Origin of the sequence: Deinococcus roseus (assembly GCF_014646895.1) — a bacterium.
GTDB classification, from domain to species: Bacteria; Deinococcota; Deinococci; order Deinococcales; family Deinococcaceae; genus Deinococcus_C; species Deinococcus_C roseus.
Genome location: NZ_BMOD01000008.1, coordinates 37,080 through 61,019, shown reverse-complemented (window position 1 = coordinate 61,019; position 23,940 = coordinate 37,080). Strand labels below are relative to the sequence as shown.

The following is a 23,940-nucleotide window of genomic DNA, read 5'->3' as shown; positions in this document are numbered from 1 at the left end:
AAAAACATGGCCTGGTTTGATGGACTGAAAGTGCTGTCTCTGGAGACCCGCAGACGCGAAGAAATGACCACCCTGATCGAAAAATACGAGGGGGTGGCCACCGTGGTCCCCAGCCTGCGTGAAGTGGCACTGGACACCAACACCGAACTGATGCGCTTTGTGGAACGCCTGGAAGCCGGAAATGTGGATTACCTGGTCTGCATGACCGGGGTGGGCACCCGCATGTTCCTGCGCGATGTGGTCAAATGCTACCCCGAGGCTTTAAAGGCCCTGAAGAACGTCAACATCGTGATCCGGGGCAACAAGCCCCTCAAAGCCCTCAAAGAATTTGGACTGTCGGGCATCATGGTGAAAAAACCCCACACCTGGAGGGAGGTGCAGGATTTCCTGCACAGCATCAGTTTGCAGGACGCCTTCATCAGCATTCTGGAATTCGGGGAACCCACCCCCCTGGTCCTGATGGACAGCCTGAAAGAACAGGGGGCCACCGTGCAGAGCATTCCGGTGTACCGCTGTGCCCTGCCCGAAGACCCCACCCCTTTGCAGGAAGCCGTCAAAGGCTGCATCCGGGGAGAATTTGATGTGCTGCTGCTGTCCAGTGGCACCCAGATCGTGCATTTTTTAAAGTGTGCGCGGGACATGGGGCTGGAATTTGATTTGCGGCAATCCCTGAGGCGCATGGTGATTGCTTCGATTGGTCCAGCCTGCAGTGAAGCGGTGGGAGACCTCGACCTCAGCATGGATGTGGAGGCCAGCCCCCACAAGATGGGCATTCTGGTGCGTCAGGCCTCGGAGAATGCAGCGGGCATTTTGCAGCAGAAGAAACCTGTCAACAGCTGGATCTGAAAACAAAATTCTGAAAACAAAGAATCCCCTTCTGGGTTCAGAAGGGGATTCTTGATTGTGGTTTTATTTTGCAAAAATCCAGTTTTTCATGCCTTTCACCAGTCTGGGAACCACCTGAAAATTGACCAGGGGCACCGCAATCAGGGTGATGATCAGGGTCACCACGGGCAGGGCCACATGCCCGAAGAGCACAGGCAGCAGCAGGTAAAGCAGCGCAGTGATGACCGGATAGGTGCCAAGCCAGAGCACAAAAGCCATTTTATGATGGGCTTTCTGGGGTAACTGTGGAATGGTCACCCAGTTCTGGAAGAGGGTTCTGAACAGCGGAATCAGCAGGTAATGCACGGTGGGGACCACCAGCAGTGTGGCAATCAGGGCGGTCAGGAAGGTGGGGAGCTTGCCAAAAACATAAGGGCCAGTCAGTTCAAGAACCAGGGTGATGGTGGGGTAAATGGCAAGCCAGCGCAAAAAAGTCAGTCTGATCTGGATTTGATTCTGGGACAGGGATGGGGTTTGAAGGGTCTGTGTCATGGGGTCCTTCTTGCTCTGAAAACAGTATGGAGGTTTTGATTGATAAAATCCAATACTTTATGGTGCCAATTTTGATAAGCTTGACTTATGGCTCAATCCCTGGAACTCCGGCACTTGCGTTATTTTGTGGCTGTGGCAGAAGAACTGAATTTCACCCGTGCAGCAGAACGGGTGTTCCTGACCCAGCCTGCTTTGAGCCAGCAGATCAAAGCCCTTGAAGAGATCCTGGGCGTGACCCTGCTGGAACGCACCCAGCGCAAAGTGCGCCTGACGGATGCCGGACGGGTGTTTCTGGATGGAGCCAGACGCACCCTGCAGGAAGCAGACCGTGCCATCAAAGAAGCCCGCAAAGCCGACGGCATCCCCCGCATCACCCTGGGCTATGTGGAATATGCGTTTCAATCGGTGGTGGGACCCATCGTTACAGCCCTGCTGAAGGAGCACCCCGAAATCCGTCTGGAACGCCGTGAAATCCCCCACTACCAGATTGGACAGGCCCTGGAAAACCGCACCATTGATGTGGGCTTCGGGGTTTTGCCCATGGAAGGAGAGGACATCGAAAACCAGAACATGGGACGGGCCAGATGGCAACTGGTGGTGCCTGCCCAGCACCCCCTGGCAAAACTGGAGAAGATCCCCCTGTCTGCGCTGGAAACAGAACCCCTGATCATGTTCTCCCGGTCCATGAACTCCCTGCTGTATGAACAGGTGATCGCCCGCCTGCGCAAAGCGGGCATTGAACCCAGCGTGGTTTACGAAACCGCCCAGGTGGAAGCCGGAGAGAACATGGTGGAACTCGGGGTGGGATTGTGGGTGGTCACCACCTACATCATTGCAGACGGACTTCCTGAAACCCTGGTCGCCAGAGACCTGGAGGGTTTTGAACCCATGCAGATGGGCATGGCCTGGAGAAAAGGCGAAGAAACAGGCCTGCTGGGGAAGGTTCTGGAGATGTGCAGCAAAGCAGGAGGCTGGAAAGGTTGCGACTCCTGGCCATGTGAGCCTTCTGGGGCTGGCGTTTGAGATTGCTGGGGGTCAGATCCCCCTGTGGCTTCTATGTGGGATGAGGATGGTCGGGGGCGTTTGAGATTGCTGGGGGTCAGATCCTCCCTGTCCTTCGCTTTGCTCAGGACTGTCCCCCCTTAACGAAGGGGGGTTGGTGGACGACCAACATGAAAGCCTGCTCAGACGAACAAAAATCCCCCTTCGTTAAGAGGGACAGCTTCGAGCAAATACGAGAAGCAGGGGGATCTTTGCCCCAGTGCGCTAAAACGCCTGTGTAGGGGCGAGGCATGCCTCGCCCTCAAACAAACCTAAGCGTTCAGCACCAGCAATTCAGGGGTTTCCAGCAAACGGATGACCTCTTTGCAGAAACGGGCAGCTTCTGCACCATCCACCAGACGGTGATCGAAGCTTAAAGACAGGTACATCATGTGGGCCACCACGATTTCATCCTGTGCATTCACGATGGGACGCTTCTGGATGGTGTGGATGCCCATGATGGCAGCATCTGGCACGTTGATGATGGGGAAGCTGAACAGTGCCCCGATGGATCCGATGTTGGTGATGGAGAAGGTGCTGCCTGCCATGCGGTCCGGCGAGAGCTTCCCGCTGCGGGCCTGCTCTGCCACCTCCTGGATTTCCTGGGCCATTTCCAGCACGGTCTTTTTGTCAACATCCCGGATCACGGGGACCACCAGACCTGCATCCGTGGAAACGGCCATTCCCATGTTGTAGTAATGCTTCTGCACGATTTCCTGTCTGGCCTCATCGAAGGAGGTGTTCAGGCTGGGGAACTTCTTCAGGGCAGCCACAATGGCCTTGAAGATGAACGGCAGGTAGCTGAGCTTCACCCCGTCTTTTTCCAGGTGGGGTTTGAGTTTTTCCCGCAGCTGGACCAGGCTGGTCAGGTTGGTCTCGTCCACGGTGAGGGTGCGCACGGTGTAAAGGTGGGAAGCCTGCATCTGCTGGCTGATGGCGCGGCGCAGACCCCTGAGGGGTACACGGGTTTCGCGGTCCTCGTAGCCTCTGGGGGTGCGGTATTGCACGGGGGAGGGGAAATGGGAGGGGGCTCCACCTCCGGTGGCAGGCTTCAGGCTTTCGGCATGCTTGTGCACATCAATGACCCGGATGCGGCCATTGGGACCGCTGCCTTTGACCTCGTTGATGTCCAGCTCCAGTTCGCGGGCCAGCTGGCGGGCAGCAGGAACGGCCAGTGCCCGACCATGCACGGAGGTCTGGGGAACAGATTTCTGGGCCTCGTTTTGCTTCAGGGCAGCAGAAGGCTGGCGGATGGAATCGGGCATCTTGACTTTTTCTGCTTCCCCGAAGGCTTTAAACAAACTCAGTTCATCGCCCGTGTCCTCTTTGTGCTCCTGCAAAGAATCCACCTGGGCAGGTGTGGCGACAGGCTGGGCAGAGGTGTCCTCGCCCTCCTCGGCAATGATGGCAATGGGGGCATGCACGGGCACGATGTCTCCCACCTTGACCAGCTGGCTTTGCAGCACCCCGGAGATGGGACTGGGCAGTTCCACGGTCACCTTGTCGGTCATGACCTCGATGTAGGGCTGGTCTTTTTCTATTTTTTCCCCGACCTCGACCATCCAGCGGAGGATTTCGCCTTCCACCACCGATTCGGCCAGTTCAGGCAGACGGATTTCTTTTGACATGTTTTCCCTCACATGAGTGCAAGCACCAGTCGAATGAGTGCCCAGATCCCGATGGCAATGGCCACTCCACGAACAAATTTGTCGTCCTTGCCGTAAAACCAGGCACCCACGGCCAGCAGCGCATAAAGCACCACTGCACCGAGTTCGTTCCAGGGGGCGGCGAGACGGTTGGAAAGATTGAAAACAGAGACTCCAATGAGCAGACCCAGAATGCTGATGACAAAGCGTGGCACGGTTACAGCTTCCAACACTTTGTGGTGCGCATGCAACATCTGCAGGTCATGGAGGCCTCAGTAACCCAGAGATTTTGCAGCAGCACGCAGGATCCGGTTCGGTCCGGGCAGGTAAACCTTGTCCAGCGCGTAAGGGTAGGGGGTGTCAAACCCGGCCACCTGCACCACCGGAGCCAGCATCTGGTCGAAGAGCTCTTCCTGAATCACGTAAGCCACCTCTCCCATGAAGTTGGAGGTTCTGGGGGCCTCGGAGATCAGGACCACCCGTCCGGTTTTGGCCACGCTGGACAGCACAGCTTCCCGGTCCCAGGGGATCAGGGTGCGCAGATCCAGGACTTCAGGATGGATGCCTTCGGCTTTGAGGGCCTCTGCAGCTTTGATCACATCGGGCATCACACCACCGTACCCAATCAGGGTGATGTCGCTGCCTTCCATGCGCGTTGCAGCTTTGCCAAAGGGGATGGTGTAATCGTCTAAAGGCACATCTTCTTTGAAAGAACGGTAGAGGCGTTTGGGTTCAAAGAACATCACCGGATCGTCCAGACGGATGGCTTCTTTTAAAAGGCCCTTGGCATCGTAAGGCGTGGAAGGCATCACCACTTTGAGGCCCGGTGTGTGGGTGAAGTAGGACTCTGGGCTCTGGGAGTGGTGGTTTCCGCCGCGCACACCACCGCCGGATGGGGTGCGAATCACCATCGGGCAGTAAAAACCGCCCCCACTGCGGTACCGGATTTTGGCCGCCTGCGACACGATCTGGTCGAAACCAGGGTACAGGTAATCTGCAAACTGGATTTCGGCCACCGGGCGGAGGCCCCGGACGCACATCCCCACTGCAGCACCCACAATCGACGCTTCAGAGAGGGGGGTGTCAAAGACCCGTTTCTTGCCGAATTCGGACTGCAGACCCTCGGTGGCCAGGAAGACCCCACCCCGCTTTGCCACATCCTCCCCAAACACCAGCACGCTCTGGTCTCGCAAGAGCTCTTCCCTTAAAGCCTCATTGATGGCCTGGATCAGGTTGAGCGGTTTGCGAATGGGAGAGGATGAAGGTTTTTCGGGACTTTGCATGGTCATAGGTTCTCCTCCCTGACGTAGATGGCCTGCTGTGCAAGGTGGTCCGGGAGGTCGCTGTACACATCATCGAACAGGATTTCCCAGGTGGGGTAGCCCGAGGCATCGGAGGTGCTCAGGGCCTCCTCGAATTCGGCAAGCACACTCCCATAATACGCCTCGATTTCTTCACGGGCTGGAAGAATGCCCTCTTTTTCCAGAAAGCGTTCAAAGCGCACCAGGGGGTCCTGCGCCCTCCAGGACTCCACTTCTTCCTTGCTGCGGTAACGGGAATCATCGTCGGAACTGGAGTGCGTCCCGATGCGGTAGGTCAGGCACTCGATCAGTACAGAGCCGTTTCCAGCCCGGATGTACTCTGCGGCCTGTTTGACCACTGCGCGCACGGCCAGCACGTCCTGACCATCCACGTAAAAACCAGGGATGCCGTAAGCGTGGCCCTTGACCGCAATGTTCTTGCTGTTGGTCTGGTCCCTGACGTTCAGGCTGATGGCGTACTGGTTGTTCTCGCAGATGAACAGGCAGGGGGCCTTGTTGGCAGAGGCCATGTTCACGCCTGCGTGCCAGTCGCCCTCGCTGGTGGCCCCTTCCCCGAAAGTGCAGATGGTGATCTCATCGGTGCCAAGGTATTTCTGTGCAATGGCGGTGCCTGCTGCAGGAGCAATGTGGCTGCCAATGGCGCTGCAGATGCTGGCAATGTGGTTCTCTGGATCCGAGAAGTGCTGGGGCATCTGGCGGCCCTTGCACACGTCATCGTTGCTGCCCAGCAGCTGGGAGATCCAGCGCTTCAAAGGCATCCCCAGGGTCAGGATCAGGCCATTGTCGCGGTAATAAGGCCAGTACCAGTCATGCTTCTTGCGGGTGCCCCAGGCAATGCCAATCTGGGTGGCCTCCATGCCTGTGGACTGGGCATAAAAGCTGGTCTTGCCCTGACGCAGAATGGGAATGAGGCGTTCATCGCACACCCGGGAACGGATCATGTCCCGGTGGATCTGTAAAAGTTCATCCACACCCAGATCCAGCTCAAACGGCTGGGTGCGGGATCCATCCTCTCCGATCAAACGGATGGGCTGGTTGGTGAATGCTTCAAACATGCAAACCTCCAGAAAGGAACGACTGTCCTTCACCATCTTAGGGCTTCTTGCGTGCAGGATGTGAGTTATAACAGCATGATACTCCCGAATGCACCCCATCCTCCAAGTCAAAATTTAATTCGAAAAAGGCATTTTGCTTGATAAAACCCTCGATATTGGCATTTCTGCTTTCATAAACTTTGTCATTCTGGAAAATGTTTGCAAATCCTACTTTCGAGCAGTTTTTCAGATGTCCTGCACCTGCCACCCTCTCTGGTTCAACTGGGTCACAGCAGTGTGTTTAAATGCCTTATGGACCCAACTGAAACGGGTGGACTTCTGCAGACCCTTGGCTTGCACCTTTCCCAGAATGCCCTGATGGGCTGGGCCATTGCGCTCTTTGTGGGCACCTACGTCCTGATCGTGCTGGAAAAATACATCCACCGCACCATGGCTGCCTTGCTGGGGGCCTCGGTGATGATGGCGCTGGGGATCCTCACCTCAAAGCAGGCCTGGAGCAGTATTGACTTCAACACCATTTTTCTGCTGTTTGGCATGATGAACATCGTCACCATCCTCAGCCATTCAGGCTTTTTTCAGCTGGTGGCAGACCGGGCTGTGATTTTCACCAGAGGGGATCTCACCCGCATTCTGTGGGTGTTCTCTTTGCTGACGGCTCTGTTTTCGGCGTTTCTGGACAACGTGACCACCGTGCTGTTCATGGTGCCCGTGATGATCCGGGTGACAAAACAACTCAAACTGAACCCCATTCCTTTTGTGATTGCACTGGTGATTGCTTCCAACACCGGAGGCACCCTCACCCTGATTGGAGACCCGCCCAACATCATCATTGGGTCGATTGCGAACAAGGGCTTCAATGATTTTCTGATCGAGGTGGCCCCTTATGCTTCCGTGGCCTTTTTGCTGGGACTGATGCTGATGCAATTCCTGATGCGCCGTGCAGGAGACCTGAAAGCAAAAGTGACCCCAGAAGAACTGCAGCAGATCCTGCACGCCAGCAGCCAGGGCCAGTTTGATTACCCCCTTATGCGCAAAGCCCTGGTGGTCTTTGCCCTCACCATCGTGCTTTTCGTGCTGGCAAGACCGTTGGGTCTGGAAGCGGGAGTGATTGCCCTGCTGACCAGCACCATCCTGGCCCTGCTGACGGGTCTTTCTGCTGCCTGGATCATGGAAAAAGTGGAATGGACCACCCTGATTTTCTTCATGGGCCTTTTTGTGGTAATTGGAGGTCTGGAGCACACCGGGGTCTTTGCCATCATTGCAGACCACCTTCAGGTCTTGATCGGGCAGGACATCAAGCAGGGGATTCTGGTGCTGGGGTTCTCCAGTGCCCTGATTTCAGGCTTTGTGGACAACATCCCTTTCACCATCAGCATGGCCAAGGTGCTGAAAGACATGCAGACCACCCTGGGACCCGCAATGGACCCTTTGTGGTGGGCATTGTCCCTGGGGGCGTGCCTGGGCGGCAACCTGACCCTGATTGGAGCCAGTGCCAACATTGTTTCTGCAGACCTGGCAGACCGCGAAGGGTACAAGATCACCTTTTTTGGGTTCATGAAATATGGGACACCCGTTGCTTTTGTGACCGTGACGGTGGCTGTGTTGTTGTTCTGGGTGACACATGCAGTGATGGGCTTGCAATAGGGGATTGTCCTTAGCAATTTAGAATCTGTTTGCCAGAGAAGAAATTTGCTTCTGGATTGGTGCTGGAGTTTACTTGGCACAAGTTTTTTGGGTTTACTTCGGGTATCCTTAACAAATCTGTGCCTGTCCTCATCCTTTTCTAAGGAATGTATACAATGAACCTACAAACCCAACATCCCGAAAATTGGTACCAAACCCACAGCCTTCACTTTCGGCAGCACCCCAGTTTTGAATTTGTCGGAAGTCCTGAACATGGCATTCAACACCTGATTTACCACCAGCTCTCCAACTTGCCAGATCCTGTCTGGTTTGAAGTCACCTCGCAGATTGCGCACGATCCTGTGCTGACATCCAATGCACTGGTGGATGCCTTCAACAAAGCATCTGGAGAGCGGGTGCTGGACCACGGCATGCATTATCCTTACGTGCTGACCGTCATCAAACGCTATACCCCCCTCTTTGGAAAGCACACTTTTATTTTCAGTGGAACACAGCATGCTCCAGAATTTGCAAAAGCTTTGCTGGAACTGCAACAGGAAGGCCATCATGTCATCCTGATTGGCAAAGAGCGCCTCAGTGACTTGCCACTCCTCACTTCAGAAGATTTGCGTCTGACCCGCCCAGAAGCAGCTTTGATGGCGGAGCCTTTCAGACTCACTGAGACCCAGATCAGAGAAGCCTACGACAGCACAAAAGGCACCTTTGAAAGGTACTGGATTCGCCTGCACGAACTGATCCAGCGGCCTGCTCCCCTGCGTCCCACACCAGAAGGCTTCAAATACCCCCCTGGCTTTGAAGTGGATCTGGAGCCCAGGTTGCTGGCTTCATTGCTTTACAAAAAGGCAAAATATCTGGACGCCCTGGAAGTGGCGGTCATGGGTTATCAGGCCATGGTGCTGGACGTGATCGAGCAGGCAGGAACCAAAGCCCTGCTGACTGGAGCCCATGAGCGCTTGCATGTGCTGCTGGAATCCCTCCCCAGGCACCTCAAAGAAGATGAAGTGGTGATGCGCTGGAGGATCGAAGCGGCCTGTTTGCTGGGCAAAAAAGAAGACATTCGCAAAGAAGTGCTGGCCTACCTGGAGGAGCATGAGGCTCCAGATGTTCGGGCTGTGGCTGTGTTGAATTTGATCATTGAGCGGGATATAGCCAAAGAAGTAGAAAAATGCTTTCAATCAAGAAGGAGTATATATACTCTGAAAGCTAAAACATTTTTACTGTCATACTTAAAAAAATCCGTATATGAAGATAGTGATATACCGTTTGAAGCATTAAGCATGGCTGAAAACCAAGAGAATTTATTGGAAATAATCAGGTGTTCGCGACTAATTGCTATGTATTGTGGATCCACATATAGATTTAAAGAAGCTATGCATTGGACTCAATTCTCTCTCTCATGTATAGAAAAAATAGAAAATTTCAATACTATAGATCACATATACACCATAAATCTGTGGATACACTTTAGAATTTTGGAAAATAAAACTGAAGGTTTAAGCATTATTATAGAACAGGGAATTAAAATAATTAAAGATGTTAGTGAAATAGATAGACAAATTTTTGAAAATACTATAGCTAATTTTAGATTTATTACTGGAGATTTTGAAAATGCTATTAATTTCTGGAAGGATGTTTGGGAAAAATCTGATAGGGTATATAAAGCTTTTTATTCTTATGAGTATATAAAATGTCTTGCCTGTATGGGTGAATTTTCAAAAGCACGAGAAATTGCTGAGGAAAGTTATACATATTCAAAAGGTCTGCATGAGGCATATAGAGTACACTCTATGATTTCTAGGGCATATCTATTGGCTATAGATGATTCTAAAGAATGTTTAGAATTATTAAATAATATAGATCTCATCCTTAAGGAAAATTTTCATACTTCTGTTTTTATATGCAGTTTGCTTTTAAAAATTATATGCTTAAAAAATTTAAAAAATATTGATTTATTAAATAAAACATTAGAAGATAATAAGTCATTATTATCTAGAATTTCAGACGACTCTATAAAATACTATCTTGGTTATAAGAGACTAATAGATATATATTTTTCTCAGCAAAGAAATATATCTGAGTTTAATTTTTTAGGAGATTTGGACATCACTATTAATAGTAAAAAGGTCAAAATCCCTCTCAGGCAGGCAGAAGTCCTTCTATTTCTAGCTTTGAATAAAGAAGGCGTGAAGGGAGAAAAATTGATGATGGATGTATACGGAGAAGATAATTCAGATAGCTATGGCAGCCTGAAGACCACCATATCGAAGATGAGAAAATCTTTTTCTATAGATTCTAATCCTTATAAAATATCCGAAGATTACAACTGCGATGTATTTAATCTTCTCGAACTTATAAAAATAGGAAAAATGCAAGATGTAATTGAATCCTACAAAGGAGCTTTATTGCCACAATCACAATGTGTGTCGATAGAAAATCTTAGAAGATTCATTGATGAATATGTGAAAAAAAGTGCAATTCTTACTCAGAATATGGATTATATGTTAAAAGTATATGATAAAATGCCAGACGATTTGGAACTTTTGGAGAATATAATAGAAATGATGAACAATGGAGATCCGAGAAAGATTGTTTTGCAAATGAAATTTGAAACCCTAATTATTTAGGGTTTGTATATAAGCTAGATGTCTTAATAATAATTGGGAGAATTGGATCAGCCCCAGCCACTCCCGCGAAACCCACCATCAGCACTCCCATAACCACCACGATTTTTTTGATCATTTGTTTGCTTTTCATGTTTACTGCCTCCGTGATGAAAGGATGTCACGGAGGCAGTGTCTTTCAGGTCACCGATGGTGCGGTAACCTCCTGGTAACCTTTCTGGTTGCCCAGCCCCAATTCAAAGACCACGCAGTAGCCCAATCGCTGGAACATCAGTTCGATCACCACATTGGTGAGCCAGTGAATGACCACAGCCAGCAAAATGCCATGGGTGGCCTGCACCAGATAGGCGAACATCATGCTGCTGAAAAGCGGAAAAGCAAAGGCAGCAAAGAACGGCATGAAAGGATCAATCTGGCCTTTCAGGACACTTCTGACCGGGATGTAATGGATGATGGCAAACAGCAGCGCCTGAGGCAGAGCAATCCAGTACCAGGGAACCTCTGGCAACCAGACTGCAGGCAAAGCAAACATCAGCCCCCGGAACAGGGCCTCTTCGTTGATGATGCGGCAAAGCTGGGTCAGGATGCGGTCCAGCAGGGGCCGTCCATCCAGAGGCATGCGTTTGACCGGACTGTGCAGGATCAACAGGGTGGAGGCCAGAAAAAAAGGCACGTACACCAGCATCAGTTGCAACAGTTTGGGGGTTGGAAGGTAATTCCAGTAAGCGACGGGCATCAGGAAGGCGAAGAGGGACGCTGTGATGTGGTTCAGTTCCACATCCTTCACTTTGGGCGAGAGGATGCCGTACACCAGCACCAGGATGGGAATGCTGACCATCACGTATTTGGCAATCAATTGCTCGTGTGGGGTCATGGGCCTCCTTATGAAGAAACGGGGTGGGTTTTCACCCACCCCGCAGGAATTTGGATTTTAGTTGAGGGTAACGGACCATTTGCCGCTGGTGTAAGTGATGCTGATGATGCCGAGGTTGCCGTTGATTTTGAGGTCTTTTTCGCTCATGTCAATTTCTCCTTGATTGATAGAAGGGCTCAGTTGAGGGTAACGGACCATTTGTCGCTGGTGTAGGTGATGCTGATGATGCCGAGGTTGCCGTTGATTTTGAGGTCTTTTTCGCTCATGTTCATTCTCCTTAGTTGAGGGTAACGGACCATTTACCGCTGGTGTAAGTGATGCTGATGATGCCGAGGTTGCCGTTGATTTTGAGGTCTTTTTCGCTCATGTTCATTCTCCTTGGAACTGAAAGATGGGATTCTCTTCACCTTTGCGGGTGATGGTGAGCTGCTTTTCTTGAATGTGGATCACGAAATCATCCATCTCTAGATGCATGTTCATTTTCCTCAGTTGAGGGTAACGGACCATTTGCCGCTGGTGTAGGTGATGCTGATGATGCCGAGGTTGCCGTTGATTTTGAGGTCTTTATCTGCCATGGGTCACCTCCTTTTTCATTGCGTGAAAGTCTGTGTAGATGGGGGAATCATTCAGAAGGCTGCTCTGCAGCTTGATGTATTTCATGTCAGTCCTCCAGGCCCATGATCTTGCCGTCACTGAGCCGTTTCACCCGTACAATTCCAGCCCTGGCCAGAAATTTGAAGAGTTTGGTTTTGAAGATGTAGGGGGTGTCTTCCATTTCAGTCTCCTTGCAGGGCCACAGCGGGGACATTGACATTCCAGGCTACCCGGATGGCTCCGATGCAGAAGCTGAATTTCAGGGGTTTGGTTTTGTATTTGAAGTTCTTCATGCGGTCCTCCTTTCTGTTCTTTTCGTCTGCGTTCTTTCTTGAAATCAGAATACGGATCTGTGCGCACAGGTGATTTTCTGGTGGGCTTCTGCTGGGATTCAAAACCAATAGATTTTGTTTTCGGTCCAAAACCCTCAAAAAAGAAAGCCCGAAGCAGCTTCGGGCAGGCAGACAGGGAAACAGGATTTTCAGGAAACAGCTTTGATGGGCCTGGGGCTCCAGCCCAGACCGCGCATGGGGGCCTGGCAGAGCACGCTGTGCATGTTCTGGGTGGTGCTGGCCAGGATGGCATCTCCCAGCCGGGGGTCCATGCCAACCCGTTTCATCACGTCGAACATCAAACGGGAGTCCTGCTGGTTCAGGGCCAGCTGGATCAGGTTTTCCTCAAAGTATCCCCGCAGGTCTTCTGCAAAGGGACTCACCGATTGTGGAAAGAAAGGTCCTCCGTACAGCTGCACGCTGCGTTCAAGGTCACCTGCTTTGAGGGTGCGTTCCAGCTCGATGGCATCAACCACCACCGGGGTGCGCAGTTCATAACGCTGATAAATGCTCTGAATCTCAAACCCCAGTCCTCTGGCCCGTTGCACCAGGTTGCTCATGGCACTGCTGGAGGCTTCTTCTCCAAAGAGGGCATTTTCCACCAGTTCTCTGGCGGCGTCTCCCTGACAGGTGGCCAGGAAGACCACCAGTTCCAGGGGTCTCGATTGTTTCACCACTTTTTGATTGATCGTCAATTTGCCCAGGGTTTGAATCCGCACGCTTGTCTGATTTGCTTCTGTCATGTTCACCTCTGCTGGGGTCTTTAGCAGATTTCTTCCCGAATTGTGGCGGTTTTTCCCTGAACTCGGCATGAATCTTCTAAGTGATTTCACTCAAGCATGTGGGGGGTCAAGTCCAGGGTTCCATCCAGTTGGTGACCTGTTGGTAACCCCCCCTGGGGTTTACTGGTTTCAGAACTGATGCAGGTGCAAAGAAACGGCATCTGGATGGGGTTTTGTGCAGCCTGAGATCGCCTTTCTGCTGCATGGAAACCTCAAATCAGCATGGAAAGGAGGTTTGAATGGTGCTGACCAATGATCCAGAAATTGTTGCTGAGGCCCGCAAGATGTCCCGCACGGACCTTGCTGTATCGGTCCAGAATGTGGCCTGCAGTTACCGACCCCTGATGGGCAAACACCAGCCGGTGCTCAAGGATGTGTCTCTGCACGTGGTGCCTGGGGCAATCTGTGGGGTGGTGGGAGCGAACGGTGCAGGCAAGACCACGTTTTTGCGCATGCTGGCCGGTTTGATTCGCCCGGAGCGTGGAGAATTGAAAGTGCTGGGTCTGAACCCTTGCAGGGACCGGGCGGCTTTGATGGGCCGGACCGGGGTGCTGCTCAGTGGGAAACGCAATTTCCCGGACCGCTGGACGGTCAGAGAGGTGCTGGAATACAGCGCGCTGCTGTACCGGGGCCGCAGAGGCATTTCGGAAGTTGCAGATACTTTCTTGCTGTCTGACAAGCTGGAAAAGCAGGTGACGGAGCTTTCCCTGGGGAACCGCCAGCGGCTTTCCCTGGCGTCCATTTTTGTGCATGACCCGGAGTTGGCCCTGCTGGATGAACCCACCCTGGGTCTGGATTCGGAGAGCATTGACCGCATGCTGGCTTACCTGTCAGCGCGTTCCAGAGAAGGCAAAACCACCCTGGTGACCTCGCATGATCACGGGGTGCTGGGCCGGATGGTCACCGAAGTGGTGCTGCTCAGGCAGGGCATTCTGGTCCCTTACCGTGAGGAGGAGCACCGCCAGGGCTGGATCAGACTCATGCTGGACCGTGCCCCGGATATGGGCATGCCTGCAGAGGTGCTCATGGATGGGGCTTCTTTGCGCCTGCCCAACCGGGTGCGCCTGCTCGCAGAGGTGTTCGAGCGCCTGGGGGCAGATGGCGTGAACATCGTTGATGTGCGCCGGGAAAACCAGCTGGAGTCCCTGATGAAAAAAGAGGAGGCCGGGCATGCTGCAGGGTTTTAGGATTGCTGGCTTCAAGGTCCGTGCGGATTTCAAGGAGCAGCGCAGGTACCCTTTGCAGATGGTTTTTGGCCTGATCACCACCGGAATTGTGCTGTGGGGTCTGGGGCTGGGGGCCGCCAAAACCAGTGGCAATGCTGCTTTTCTGGCCACCCTCTCCACCTTCATTGCCACGGCTGGGGTGACGGTGTTCTACATGATCCCCAGAGCCCTGGGTTCTGGAGACGACCATCCGCCAGAGGAGATCATGCTGTTTCCCTACAAGCTGGGCAGCCTGCTTTTGACGCTCAGCCTGACGCTGGGGGCACAACTGGCCCTGGGTTTTGGAGGCATGTACGTCCTGATGGCCTGGGCCACTCAGAACCTGCATTTTCCCATCGAATTGATTTTTGCTGCGCTGGGACTGGCGGCGGTCAGTGTGCTGGGTCTGGGAATGCTGATGTTTGCCCTGAAGATGGTGCTGCGCAAGGTGCAGAACATCTCCACGCTGGTGCAACTGGGCCTCTTTGCAGTGGCATTTGCACCCGTGCAAAACCTGGGGTCCTGGGTGGATGTGTTGCCGCTGGTGGGCGTGATCCACTGGCTTCACCAGCCCTCATGGATTGGCGCAGGATGGATCACATTTTATGGACTTGTCTGGCTTTTGATCGGTCTGCTGGCCGTTCAGATTGCAGAACACACCGTGATGAAAAGGGGGATTGCAGCCCATGCATGACGCTTTAAAAGTGGAAGGTTTGAAGAAAACGTACGGAGACAGAGAGATTCTCAAAGGCCTGGATTTCAGGTTGCCCCAGGGGGCAATGGGCCTGTACCTGGGTCCTAACGGAGCAGGGAAGACCAGCACCTTCAGGCTTCTGTCCGGTCTGGAAAGACCCGATGCCGGAGCCATTCAGGTGTTCGGGCAGCCCAGAAGCGACCTCAGCAAACGCCTGATCGGGGTGACGCTGGAAGAACCCCGTTTCTATCCCTGGCTGACCGGAAAAGAAACCCTGGAGATTGTGGGGCACTACCGTCAGGTGGAGAACCCCAGGAAGTGGGCGGTGCAGGCCCTGGAACGGGTGGGACTGGCCCATGCCATGAACCGGCCCTCAAAAGGGTACTCGCTGGGAATGCGCCAGCGGCTGTATCTGGCCTCTCAGCTCTTTCCAGAAGTGAAATTGCTTTTGCTGGACGAGCCGACCAACGGGCTGGACCTTGAAGGCCGCGAGCAGCTCTGGGCGGTCCTGAAGACCCTCACAGGTGAAGGGGTGTCCATGCTGGTGTCCACGCACCAGGTGCTGGAAGCCGAACGTTACGCCGAACATCTGGTGGTCATTCATGCCGGGCAGATCGCGTACCAGGGGTCTTACGCCCAGCTGGCTGCCAGCCGCCGTCTGGTGGTCGAGGTGGACGATCCCGAGCGTGCCCGCAACATCCTGGGCCTGCATGGCCTGCAAACCGCTGCTGCACGGGACAGCCGCGCTGTGGTGGTGGATGTGAACATCAAAGACAGCCGTCAGGTGCAGGGCATCCTGGAACAGCAGAACCTGACCGTGCTGAGCAGCCGTCCCGAAGACCTGGAAGAACTGTACTGGAGGATCAAAGATGCTGACAGCCGAGTTGCTTAAACTGAAACGCAATCCCATGGGCCTGGGTCTGGCCGTGGCAGGTCTGGCCCTTCCGGTGCTGGTGTTCGCAGCCAACCAGATGAACCCCAGCATGCAGGTGAAAGCCAACGGGGAAGCATACCTGCTTCCTGCCCATGCGGTGCTGGCCCTGCTCACCCCTTATTTGCTGGCCCTGGAAACACAGCAGGCCACCGCCAAGTGGATCCTCACCACGCCCACCTCTGCCTTAAAAGTGCTCTTTGAAAAGATTGCGGTGATTTTGCTGCTGGTGGTGCTCAGCCTGGGCGTGTCTTTCGCCCTGGGGAACCTGCCGGAAAGTGGCGCAGCCTTTGGTGCAGGACTGGCCGGAGTGGTCAGCAGCCTGGGAACGCTTGTGCTGCTGTCTGCCCTGACCCGCAATTTTGCACTGGTGCTGGTGGTGGGCTTTGCCTGGATGCAGATCATCCCGCGCATGGTGCTGGCCCTTCCCGAAAACCTGCAACCTGTGCTGGCCGCTGGCCTCCCTGGGATGGGCATCACCCACTTCTCTGGAGACAGTGAGCACCAGTGGATCCGCATTGCCATGACTGCCCTGATCTGGGCTCTGGCCCTCACCCTCTGGAAGAAGCGGGGCATCACGTTATGAAAAGCATCAAGTGGCTGATTGTGCTGGGTGCGGCCCTGGTGGGAGGGGCACAGGCAGCGTCCTGCAAAGAGCTGGAAAATGCCCAGCAGAAGTTGCACACCGCTCCTTTCACCCTGCTCAGGGACGCCACCCTTTATGTGGACAACGATGTGGCTTACCACGAAGAGGCCCGCATCGAGTTCAAAAACGGCAAATTCACCGTCAAGACCCTCAAGAAAGAGCAGAGCAAGACTGCCAGTGTGGACTACAAAGGCGATGACCAGCTTCCTGAATTTTCCTGCCATACCTTTGCCCCGCAAGGCAAACGCCTGTTGACCCGCGAGGAGATCAAGGAGATGGATGGTGGAGCCCGCGAAGCCGAATTTGTGCTCAGGGAAGGCAAACTCTTTCCTGTGCAGGTGATCGAGAGTGGCTCGGTGGGCGTGCTGTTCTTCAAGAAGAAGATCCGTTTTGAAGTGAAGTACCGTCAGAATTGACCAGAATTGAACGGTCCTGAACGCCATCCCCGCAAAGCTTTGCGGGGATGGGTCTTTTTGCAGGATGAAGCAGGACAAAACGGTCTATGCTGTACACCATGAGAGTTGTGCGCAACCGCATTCCCGTGACCGTGATCGGAGGTTTCCTGGGGGCCGGAAAAACCACCCTGGTCAACCACCTGATCCGCCAGAACCCCTACAAGCTGGGCGTGATCGTCAATGAATTTGGTTCCCTGGGGGTGGATGGTGCCCTGATCGAGAACCTTCCCGATGAAGACCTCGCCGAACTGACGGCAGGCTGCCTGTGCTGCTCGGGAAGGAACGATTTGATTGAGGCCCTGGTCAAGCTGGTCTCCAGACCCCAGCGCCCCGAGTATGTCCTGATTGAGCTTTCCGGGCTTGCAGATCCTGTTCCTGTGATGCAGACCTTGTTGGACCCCCAGGTGCGGGCGCTTTTTGAACTGGATGGTCTGGTGACCGTGCTGGACGCCCGCAATTTTTACGCCACCCTGGAGCAGAACCCCGAGATGGCCCTGCAACTGGCCTACGCCAGCAGCATCGTGATCAACAAATCGGACCTTGCAGACCAGGAATTGCTGGACCTTGTGCAGGACACCTCCAGCAAACTGGCTCCGCTGGCCAAAGTGATCCGCACCCACCACAGCGAGGTGGCCTCCGATCAGGTGCTGAACCAGAAACACTTTTCTGCAGACCTCAAAGAGGATGTGCTGGAAACCACCCACCAGCACACTGCGGGCGTCAAAAGTTTTGTCCTCAAGCACATTGAGCCCCTGGACATGATCCGCTGGCATTACTTCCTGCAGAAATTCATTCTGGAGCGCCCCGGTCATGTGCTGAGGGTCAAGGGTTTTCTGGCCTTCAAAGACATCCCAGAAGAGGTGCTGTTTCAGGCGGTGCGGGACATCTTCAGCGCGGAGGCCCTCACCGACCCCCACGACAACACCTCGCATCTGGTGGTGATTGGTCGGGACCTGGACCGCGACCTGTATCAGGCGGCTTTCCAGGAATGCTCGGGGGAACCCACCACTGCCTGAAGCTTTTTGAAACGCAGCATGAAGCCCAAATTGTCACAAAAGTTCAGAAAGCTGTCAGTTCAGACGGCTTACAATGCAAAAATCCAGCTCCTGTTGTTCTTGTCGGCACAGGTGTTCCAGCGTTTCCAGAGATGATCTGTCTGATCCCCTCATCCCACCTGACCAAGGAGTGACCCCCGTGTTTCCCATTCGCATTGAAGTTGTTGCCGAAACCCCCATGGATGTGCGGGCTGCCCAGACCAGCGGAGCCACCCAGGTGCTGATTGTCCGTCAGCTTCCAGAAGGCAGCTCCAGCAGCGACACCAAAACCATTGAAGCTTGCCTGGAACAGGCCACCATTCCCGTTTCTGTGCTGGTCAAACCCGATGCAGGCGATTACTGTTACGAAGAGGCCCGCCGCACCCGCACCCTCAAGATCCTGGAGGTGTACTGGAAGCGGGGCATCCGCAACATCACCTTTGGCGCAGAGCACGATGGCGTGTTCGACTGGGATTTGCTGGAGGAGGCCATCCACTGTGGCTTCACGGTGAATGTCAATCAGGCCTTTGACCTGCTCAGAAATCCTCAAGCCGCCTACATGAAACTGGTGCAGTACCCCAAAGTGCTGCAGATCAACACTTCAGGTGCCCCCTGGGCCACGGCAGATGGAGATTACACCCTGGAACAACTGCTGCGGTCTGCCAGCCCCCAGTTGCCCATCTTCCTGGACACTGCCGGTCACTCCGAGGACCGGGTGCTGGGACTTTTGAAAACAGGTTTGCATGGCGTTCAGCTGGGAAAAACCATCCGGGATGGTCAGGGCAAGATCAATTACGGCCTGCTGGACCGCTGGGTGGGTTTGTGCCAGAGCCTCAACAAACGCCCCAGAAGCTTCTGAAGTCAAAACCATGAAAAGCCCGGAGTGTTCCGGGCTTTCTCTTTTGAGGGCAAACCATCCCGAAAAAGGTTCAGAAAACGGTGTTTTCATGTGTTTTCATCAGGGTTTTCCCAGCATCAAACGCTGGGCTTCCTGCTGTGGAAAAGGAGCATGCTGCAACACCCAGCATGCAGCCGTTTTGCAGTCGTACTCCACCCGCCTGAAGTCCGTGAGCCAGCGCTCCGCCCTTTTCTCCAGCAACGTCCAGCGGGCCCTGGGATCTCCGTCCACCTGCTGGCTGACTGCACCTGCATTGATCACCAGATGGTCGTCAATGGCAGTCAGGCCTTCCCGGTGGGTGTGACCGCTGAGGATCACCCGTGCAGTGATCCCGACAAGGTGTTCCCGCAAATCCTGAAAGCCACGGGTGAGGTAAGGTCCCCGTTGCCAGGCCCACAACAGGTGCCCACTGGAGTCCTGCAAATCCCCATGACACAGCAGGATTTCTCCATCCAGAACGGTGGTGGTCAGGGGCAAACCCAGCAGGTGTTCACTGGCTCCAGCGGGCAACTGGGATTTCAGCCAGCGGGTGAAGGCACCGTCATGCTGCAAAAAAGGTTCGGCACTGCCCAGCACTTCGGTGGCCCCAAGTTCCCGTTGTAAGGCATAAGCCCGGCCTGGATCGGCCTGTCCGTGCACCTGGTCTCCCAGGTTCACAACCAGGTCAGGGGTCTGGGTTTTCACATCCTGCAATACAGATTCCAACGCAAAAGCATTTCCATGCACATCACTGATCACGGCAATTCGCATGCTGCCAGTGTACAGGGATGTGTGCAAGGAGGGTGCAGAACAGCAAAAAGGCGAGCTTGAAGGCTCGCCTTTGGAATTTTGAGGCTCACACCCCGAAATGAATTCTGGCTTTCTCGATGAAGCCCTCTTCTCCAGCAGGCACATCTTCTTCCTGAAAGATGGCATTGACCGGGCAGGGGGCCACACAGGCTCCGCAGTCGATGCATTCGTCCGGGTGGATCAGGAACTGATCTCCGGCATCGTAAATGCATTCCACGGGGCACACTTCAACACATGCCTGGTCTTTGGTGTCGATGCACGGACTGGTGATCACAAAAGCCATGAAGCCTCCTGTTCAAACCGCCTGAAACACTGAAAAACACTGAGAGGGCCGTGAAGTGAAGCCAGAAGGGGGGTTTAAACGCCGAAGTGAACTTTGGCTTTTTCGATGAAGGACTCTTCGCCGCCGGGGATGTCCTCCTCGGGGAAGATGGCATTCACGGGGCAGGCAGGGACGCAGGCACCGCAGTCGATGCACTCGTCGGGGTGAATCAGGAACTGGTCACCGGCGTCGTAGATGCACTCCACAGGGCACACTTCGGTGCAGGCCTGGTCTTTGGTTCCGATGCAGGGGCTAACGATGATGTGAGGCATTCTTCCACTCCTTCCTTGGGGGCTGCCCAAGGTCAATATTCAAACATTATGGGGATAAAGGGTCAGGGTTGCAAGTGTCAAGGTAGACAAATTCTCGCTTCCAGAGCGGTAATACCGACTTATCCGCTCGGATTTATCTTGCCAGAGCCTCAGGCATCCACCCCGATGGCATCTTCAAGACGCACGAACCCATCGGCTTTCAGGCGGTCCAGAATGCCCCGGTTCAGGTTGGCAGCCAGTTGTGGTCCCTCGTAAATGAAAGAGGTGTAAACCTGCAGCAAAGAAGCGCCAGCACGCAGCCTCCAGTACGCCTCATCCGCAGTGAAAATGCCTCCCACAGAGACCAGGGGCAGGTTTTTTCCCACAGCAGCACGCACATATTTCAGCACCTCGAAAGAACGGGCGGTCAGGGGTTTCCCTGAAAGCCCCCCGGTCTGCTGGGGATCATTTTTGAGGCCGTCACGGGAAATGGTGGTGTTGGTGAGGATCAGGCCAGACAGTGCAGAAGTGCGGGCCAGATCAATCACCTCATCGATCTGGGTGTCGGTGAGGTCCGGGGCAATTTTCAGCAGCACGGGTTTTCCGGCAGACACCGCAGGATCGGTCGCCACCGCCAGCAACTCTGCCAGCTTGTCTTTATCCTGCAGTTGCCTGAGGCCCGGAGTGTTGGGGCTGGAAACATTCACCACAAAGTAATCGGCGTAAGGGCTGAGGCGGGTCATGCTGGTGCGGTAATCCTCGGGGGCCTGATCCAGTTCGGTCACTTTGGATTTTCCCACATTGATTCCCAGCGGAATGCTCAGGGGGTTCTGATCGAGGCCCAGACTTTTCAGGCGCTCTGCCACCGCTTCAGAACCCTCGTTGTTGAACCCCATGCGGTTGATCAGGGCGAGGTCTTCGGGCAGACGGAACAGGCGGGGTTTCTCGTTGCCGCTCTGGGCCAGGGCCGTGATGGTCCCCACTTCCAGCGCCCCAAAGCCCAGTGCAGGCCACGCCCGCACCGCCAGGGCATTCTTGTCAAAACCCGCCGCCAGACCAATGGGATTGGGAAATTTGAGCCCGAAGCGCTCGATTCTCAGGCGGGGATCTGCAAACACCGTGAAACGTTCCAGCCCCTTTTGCAAGGCAGAAGATCTGGACACTGCAATCAGACCCTGCATCACCTGTTCGTGAATGTGCTCGGGGTCCTGGGAGAAGAAAAAAGGTTTGACCAGTTGGTACAGCATGGTAAGAGTCTAACGCAAGGGGAGAAGGGGTTGAGGAATTGGACTATTGTGCGGTTTTTGCGGTTTTGCCGAGGGCAAATCTTCAAGGCTTTGCCCAAAGCTTTTTGGTTTGACAGACAGCTTTCGTTAAAACACTCTGCGCGCTCGGCTCTCGGCTTATTTCTCCTGCCCCAGTGCAAACCCCCTGCTGAATTGCTCTTGCAGCAAGGTGAAAATCAGCAAAGGCGGCAGAATGCTGATCACGGCCCCGGCCATCACTGCGCCCCAGTCGGTGGCTCCGCCCACATCGATCAGTTTTTTCAGGCCGACCTGCACCACCTGACGGTCTTCGCTCTGCATCACCACCAGGGGCCACAAGTACTGGTCCCACACGTAAACAAATTGAATCACGGCCAGTGCCCCGATGGTGTTCCAGCTCATGGGGATCAGGATGTGCCACAGAAACCTGAGTGAACCGCAACCGTCCAGTCTGGCGGCTTCGGCAAGGCTGGTGGGGATGTTCATGAAGTGCTGCCTGAACAGAAAAACCCCTGTTGCAGAGGCCAGAAACGGCACGATGATGGCGGCGTAACTGTTGGTCCAGTGCAAATCGGTGATCAGGTTGAAAAGAGACACAATCAAAAGTTCGGTGGGCAGCATCAGGGTGAACAGCACCAGTGCAAAAACCATGTTCTTGAAGGGGAAACGGAAATACACAAAGGCCAGTGCTGCCAGCAAAGAAAGGGCGGTTTTGCCCACTGTCACAGCCACAGTCACCACAAAGGAATTGAGCATGTACTGCCCCAGTCTGGCGGTGTTCCAGGCGGTTTTGATGTTGTCCAGCAAAGACATCCCCGGGTTCATGTGCGAGGAAACCACCTGGCTGGAATCCTGGGTGGCCTTGATGGCAGCAAATACCAGTGGGAAGGCCACCAGCAAGACTGCAATGCTCAGGATGAGGTGGGTCAGGAGGTCTTTCCAGCTGATGCGCTTGCTGGATTTCTGAGGGCTTTTGAAGTCACGCACCATGGTGCACCTGCTTTCCTCCAATGCGGAATTGCAGCACCGTGATGCCTGCCACCAGAATCAGCATCAGCACCGCCTGTGCAGCAGCAAACCCGGTTTTGGCATTGGCAAACCCATCCAGATAAAGCTGGTAAATCAGAAAACTGGTGATCCCGGTCTGGCCGTACACCGGGCCACCCTTGGTGAGGATGTCCACCAGCCCGAAGCTGTCAAAAAGCGCCTGCACGACATTGGTGAACACCAGAAAGAAAGTCATGGGGCTGAGCATCGGGACCAGGATGCAACGGATGCGCTGCCAGCTTCCAGCCCCATCGATCTGCGCAGCTTCCAGGGTGTCTGCAGGCACATTCTGCAGGGCAGCCAGATAAAACACCACGTTGTACCCCAGGCTTTTCCAGATGGCGGCACAGCAGACCAGAAAAAAAGCCAGAAATGGCGTGTCCAGCCAGCGGGGTTTGATGTGAAACCAGCTGCCCAGCAGGGCATTCACCAGACCAATTTCAGGGTTGAACAGGAACAGCCACAGCGTTCCTGCAATGGCAGGGGAGAGGGCATAAGGATAAATCAGCAACAGGCGGTAAATTTTTGCCCCTTTGATCGGTCTGTTGGCCAGCAAGGCCAGCAAAAACGCCAGGGCGATCCCGCAGGTCACGGTGATGGCCATGAAAACCAGCGTTTGCAGGATGCTCTGGTGGTACACCGGACTGGACAGCAACTCGATGAAATTCTCCAGCCCCACAAAACGCTCGGTGCTCAGAAAAACACTGCTCTGGTAAGCACTGAGCCGCAAAGTCTCGATGGCTGGAAAATACAGAAAGACGGCCAGAATCAGCAGGGACGGCAGCAAAAACAGCCAGGGCAAAAGGCGGCTTTTGAAGATGCCCTGCTCTGGTGGTGCAGCCTGAGCTTTCTTTTTTTGGGTCGGCGGGTTTTCGGTGGTGGTCTGGGTCATGTGGGTTCCTTGTTTGAGATGGCCTGGGGGGAGATCCCCCTGTGCCGCACTTCGTTTGGTACTGTCCCCCGTCAGCGTTGGGGGATTTCTCTCGCTCTACACCAACCCCCTTTTGTTAAGGGGGGACCGCTTCGAGCAGCGCGAGAAGCAGGGGGGATCTGGCCTCAAAACTTCCAGCCGAGGACAGCCCTGATCAGGGAAAATCCTCCCCTGCATGGGGAGG

24 protein-coding genes are annotated in these 23,940 nt (G+C 54.2%); 11 read left to right on the top strand and 13 right to left on the bottom strand.

Annotated features, from left to right (window positions below; translation table 11 throughout):
* The first annotated feature begins 6 nt into the window (after positions 1-6).
* Positions 7-846: a uroporphyrinogen-III synthase gene (locus tag IEY52_RS12190; RefSeq protein ID WP_189002969.1), complete on the top strand. Its 840-nt coding sequence runs from the start codon at positions 7-9 to the stop codon at positions 844-846.
* A gap of 63 nt (positions 847-909) precedes the next feature.
* Here the strand turns inward: IEY52_RS12190 and IEY52_RS12185 are convergent, their stop codons facing one another.
* Positions 910-1,377: a putative antibiotic biosynthesis monooxygenase gene (locus IEY52_RS12185; RefSeq protein WP_189002968.1), complete on the bottom strand. Its 468-nt coding sequence runs from the start codon at positions 1,375-1,377 to the stop codon at positions 910-912.
* A gap of 87 nt (positions 1,378-1,464) precedes the next feature.
* Here IEY52_RS12185 and IEY52_RS12180 point away from each other — a divergent pair, with 87 nt between their 5' ends.
* Entirely contained in the window at positions 1,465-2,400 is a 936-nt protein-coding gene (locus tag IEY52_RS12180) for a LysR substrate-binding domain-containing protein (protein WP_189002967.1), read from the top strand.
* A 290-nt stretch (positions 2,401-2,690) separates the two neighbouring features.
* On the opposite strand, the gene IEY52_RS12175 is transcribed toward IEY52_RS12180, so the two are convergent.
* Genes IEY52_RS12175 through IEY52_RS12160 form a run of 4 tightly spaced genes read right to left on the bottom strand, consistent with a single transcriptional unit; the run spans position 2,691 to position 6,441 of the window.
* A complete protein-coding gene (locus IEY52_RS12175) occupies positions 2,691-4,046 on the bottom strand; it encodes a dihydrolipoamide acetyltransferase family protein (protein WP_189002966.1) in 1,356 nt (451 codons plus the stop codon).
* An 8-nt stretch (positions 4,047-4,054) separates the two neighbouring features.
* Entirely contained in the window at positions 4,055-4,279 is a 225-nt protein-coding gene (locus IEY52_RS12170; RefSeq protein WP_189002965.1) for a hypothetical protein, read from the bottom strand.
* 57 nt (positions 4,280-4,336) lie between these two features.
* Entirely contained in the window at positions 4,337-5,353 is a 1,017-nt protein-coding gene (locus tag IEY52_RS12165; RefSeq protein WP_189002964.1) for an alpha-ketoacid dehydrogenase subunit beta, read from the bottom strand.
* Complete coding sequence (locus tag IEY52_RS12160) at positions 5,350-6,441, bottom strand: thiamine pyrophosphate-dependent dehydrogenase E1 component subunit alpha (RefSeq protein WP_189002963.1); 1,092 nt, start codon at positions 6,439-6,441, stop codon at positions 5,350-5,352. Before IEY52_RS12160 ends, IEY52_RS12165 begins: the two co-directional genes overlap by 4 nt.
* 291 nt (positions 6,442-6,732) lie before the next feature.
* On the opposite strand from IEY52_RS12160, the gene IEY52_RS12155 reads away from it, so the two are divergent.
* Both IEY52_RS12155 and IEY52_RS12150 read left to right on the top strand, forming a co-directional pair.
* Complete coding sequence (locus tag IEY52_RS12155) at positions 6,733-8,085, top strand: ArsB/NhaD family transporter (RefSeq protein WP_229684764.1); 1,353 nt, start codon at positions 6,733-6,735, stop codon at positions 8,083-8,085.
* Positions 8,086-8,240: 155 nt separating this feature from the next.
* Positions 8,241-10,709 carry a hypothetical protein gene (locus IEY52_RS12150; RefSeq protein ID WP_189002962.1) on the top strand — a complete coding sequence of 823 codons (2,469 nt, stop codon included), beginning with the start codon at positions 8,241-8,243 and terminating at the stop codon, positions 10,707-10,709.
* Positions 10,710-10,884: 175 nt separating this feature from the next.
* Here IEY52_RS12150 and IEY52_RS12145 read toward each other — a convergent pair whose 3' ends face one another.
* Positions 10,885-11,580: a CPBP family intramembrane glutamic endopeptidase gene (locus IEY52_RS12145; protein ID WP_189002961.1), complete on the bottom strand. Its 696-nt coding sequence runs from the start codon at positions 11,578-11,580 to the stop codon at positions 10,885-10,887.
* A 1,075-nt stretch (positions 11,581-12,655) separates the two neighbouring features.
* Complete coding sequence (locus IEY52_RS12140; protein WP_189002960.1) at positions 12,656-13,249, bottom strand: hypothetical protein; 594 nt, start codon at positions 13,247-13,249, stop codon at positions 12,656-12,658.
* 278 nt (positions 13,250-13,527) lie between these two features.
* Here IEY52_RS12140 and IEY52_RS12135 point away from each other — a divergent pair, with 278 nt between their 5' ends.
* The 7 genes from IEY52_RS12135 to IEY52_RS12105 all read left to right on the top strand — a co-directional run bounded on the left by IEY52_RS12135 (position 13,528) and on the right by IEY52_RS12105 (position 19,112).
* The gene (locus IEY52_RS12135; RefSeq protein ID WP_189002959.1) at positions 13,528-14,475 is read left to right on the top strand and encodes an ABC transporter ATP-binding protein; all 948 of its coding nucleotides are present in this window, start codon (positions 13,528-13,530) and stop codon (positions 14,473-14,475) included.
* Positions 14,459-15,187 carry a hypothetical protein gene (locus tag IEY52_RS12130; RefSeq protein ID WP_189002958.1) on the top strand — a complete coding sequence of 243 codons (729 nt, stop codon included), beginning with the start codon at positions 14,459-14,461 and terminating at the stop codon, positions 15,185-15,187. The genes IEY52_RS12135 and IEY52_RS12130 overlap by 17 nt, the downstream gene beginning before the upstream one ends.
* Positions 15,180-16,079, top strand: coding sequence for an ABC transporter ATP-binding protein (locus IEY52_RS12125; protein ID WP_189002957.1), 900 nt, complete (start codon positions 15,180-15,182; stop codon positions 16,077-16,079). Before IEY52_RS12130 ends, IEY52_RS12125 begins: the two co-directional genes overlap by 8 nt.
* Positions 16,057-16,704, top strand: coding sequence for an ABC transporter permease (locus tag IEY52_RS12120; protein WP_189002956.1), 648 nt, complete (start codon positions 16,057-16,059; stop codon positions 16,702-16,704). The genes IEY52_RS12125 and IEY52_RS12120 overlap by 23 nt, the downstream gene beginning before the upstream one ends.
* Positions 16,701-17,180, top strand: coding sequence for a hypothetical protein (locus tag IEY52_RS12115; RefSeq protein ID WP_189002955.1), 480 nt, complete (start codon positions 16,701-16,703; stop codon positions 17,178-17,180). The genes IEY52_RS12120 and IEY52_RS12115 overlap by 4 nt, the downstream gene beginning before the upstream one ends.
* A 98-nt stretch (positions 17,181-17,278) precedes the next feature.
* A complete protein-coding gene (locus IEY52_RS12110) occupies positions 17,279-18,235 on the top strand; it encodes a CobW family GTP-binding protein (RefSeq protein ID WP_189002954.1) in 957 nt (318 codons plus the stop codon).
* A gap of 178 nt (positions 18,236-18,413) precedes the next feature.
* Positions 18,414-19,112 carry a copper homeostasis protein CutC gene (locus tag IEY52_RS12105; protein ID WP_189002953.1) on the top strand — a complete coding sequence of 233 codons (699 nt, stop codon included), beginning with the start codon at positions 18,414-18,416 and terminating at the stop codon, positions 19,110-19,112.
* 99 nt (positions 19,113-19,211) lie between these two features.
* Here IEY52_RS12105 and IEY52_RS12100 read toward each other — a convergent pair whose 3' ends face one another.
* The 6 genes from IEY52_RS12100 to IEY52_RS12075 all read right to left on the bottom strand — a co-directional run bounded on the left by IEY52_RS12100 (position 19,212) and on the right by IEY52_RS12075 (position 23,717).
* The gene (locus IEY52_RS12100) at positions 19,212-19,901 is read right to left on the bottom strand and encodes a metallophosphoesterase family protein (protein WP_189002952.1); all 690 of its coding nucleotides are present in this window, start codon (positions 19,899-19,901) and stop codon (positions 19,212-19,214) included.
* Positions 19,902-19,986: 85 nt separating this feature from the next.
* Positions 19,987-20,223 carry a ferredoxin gene (locus IEY52_RS12095; protein ID WP_189002951.1) on the bottom strand — a complete coding sequence of 79 codons (237 nt, stop codon included), beginning with the start codon at positions 20,221-20,223 and terminating at the stop codon, positions 19,987-19,989.
* A 74-nt stretch (positions 20,224-20,297) separates the two neighbouring features.
* Complete coding sequence (locus tag IEY52_RS12090) at positions 20,298-20,534, bottom strand: 4Fe-4S dicluster domain-containing protein (protein WP_189002950.1); 237 nt, start codon at positions 20,532-20,534, stop codon at positions 20,298-20,300.
* A gap of 149 nt (positions 20,535-20,683) precedes the next feature.
* On the bottom strand, positions 20,684-21,760 hold the full coding sequence (locus IEY52_RS12085) for a quinone-dependent dihydroorotate dehydrogenase (RefSeq protein WP_229684763.1): 1,077 nt from the start codon (positions 21,758-21,760) through the stop codon (positions 20,684-20,686).
* Positions 21,761-21,916: 156 nt separating this feature from the next.
* The gene (locus IEY52_RS12080) at positions 21,917-22,768 is read right to left on the bottom strand and encodes a carbohydrate ABC transporter permease (RefSeq protein WP_189002949.1); all 852 of its coding nucleotides are present in this window, start codon (positions 22,766-22,768) and stop codon (positions 21,917-21,919) included.
* Complete coding sequence (locus IEY52_RS12075; RefSeq protein ID WP_189002948.1) at positions 22,758-23,717, bottom strand: carbohydrate ABC transporter permease; 960 nt, start codon at positions 23,715-23,717, stop codon at positions 22,758-22,760. Before IEY52_RS12075 ends, IEY52_RS12080 begins: the two co-directional genes overlap by 11 nt.
* Positions 23,718-23,940 lie beyond the last annotated feature (223 nt).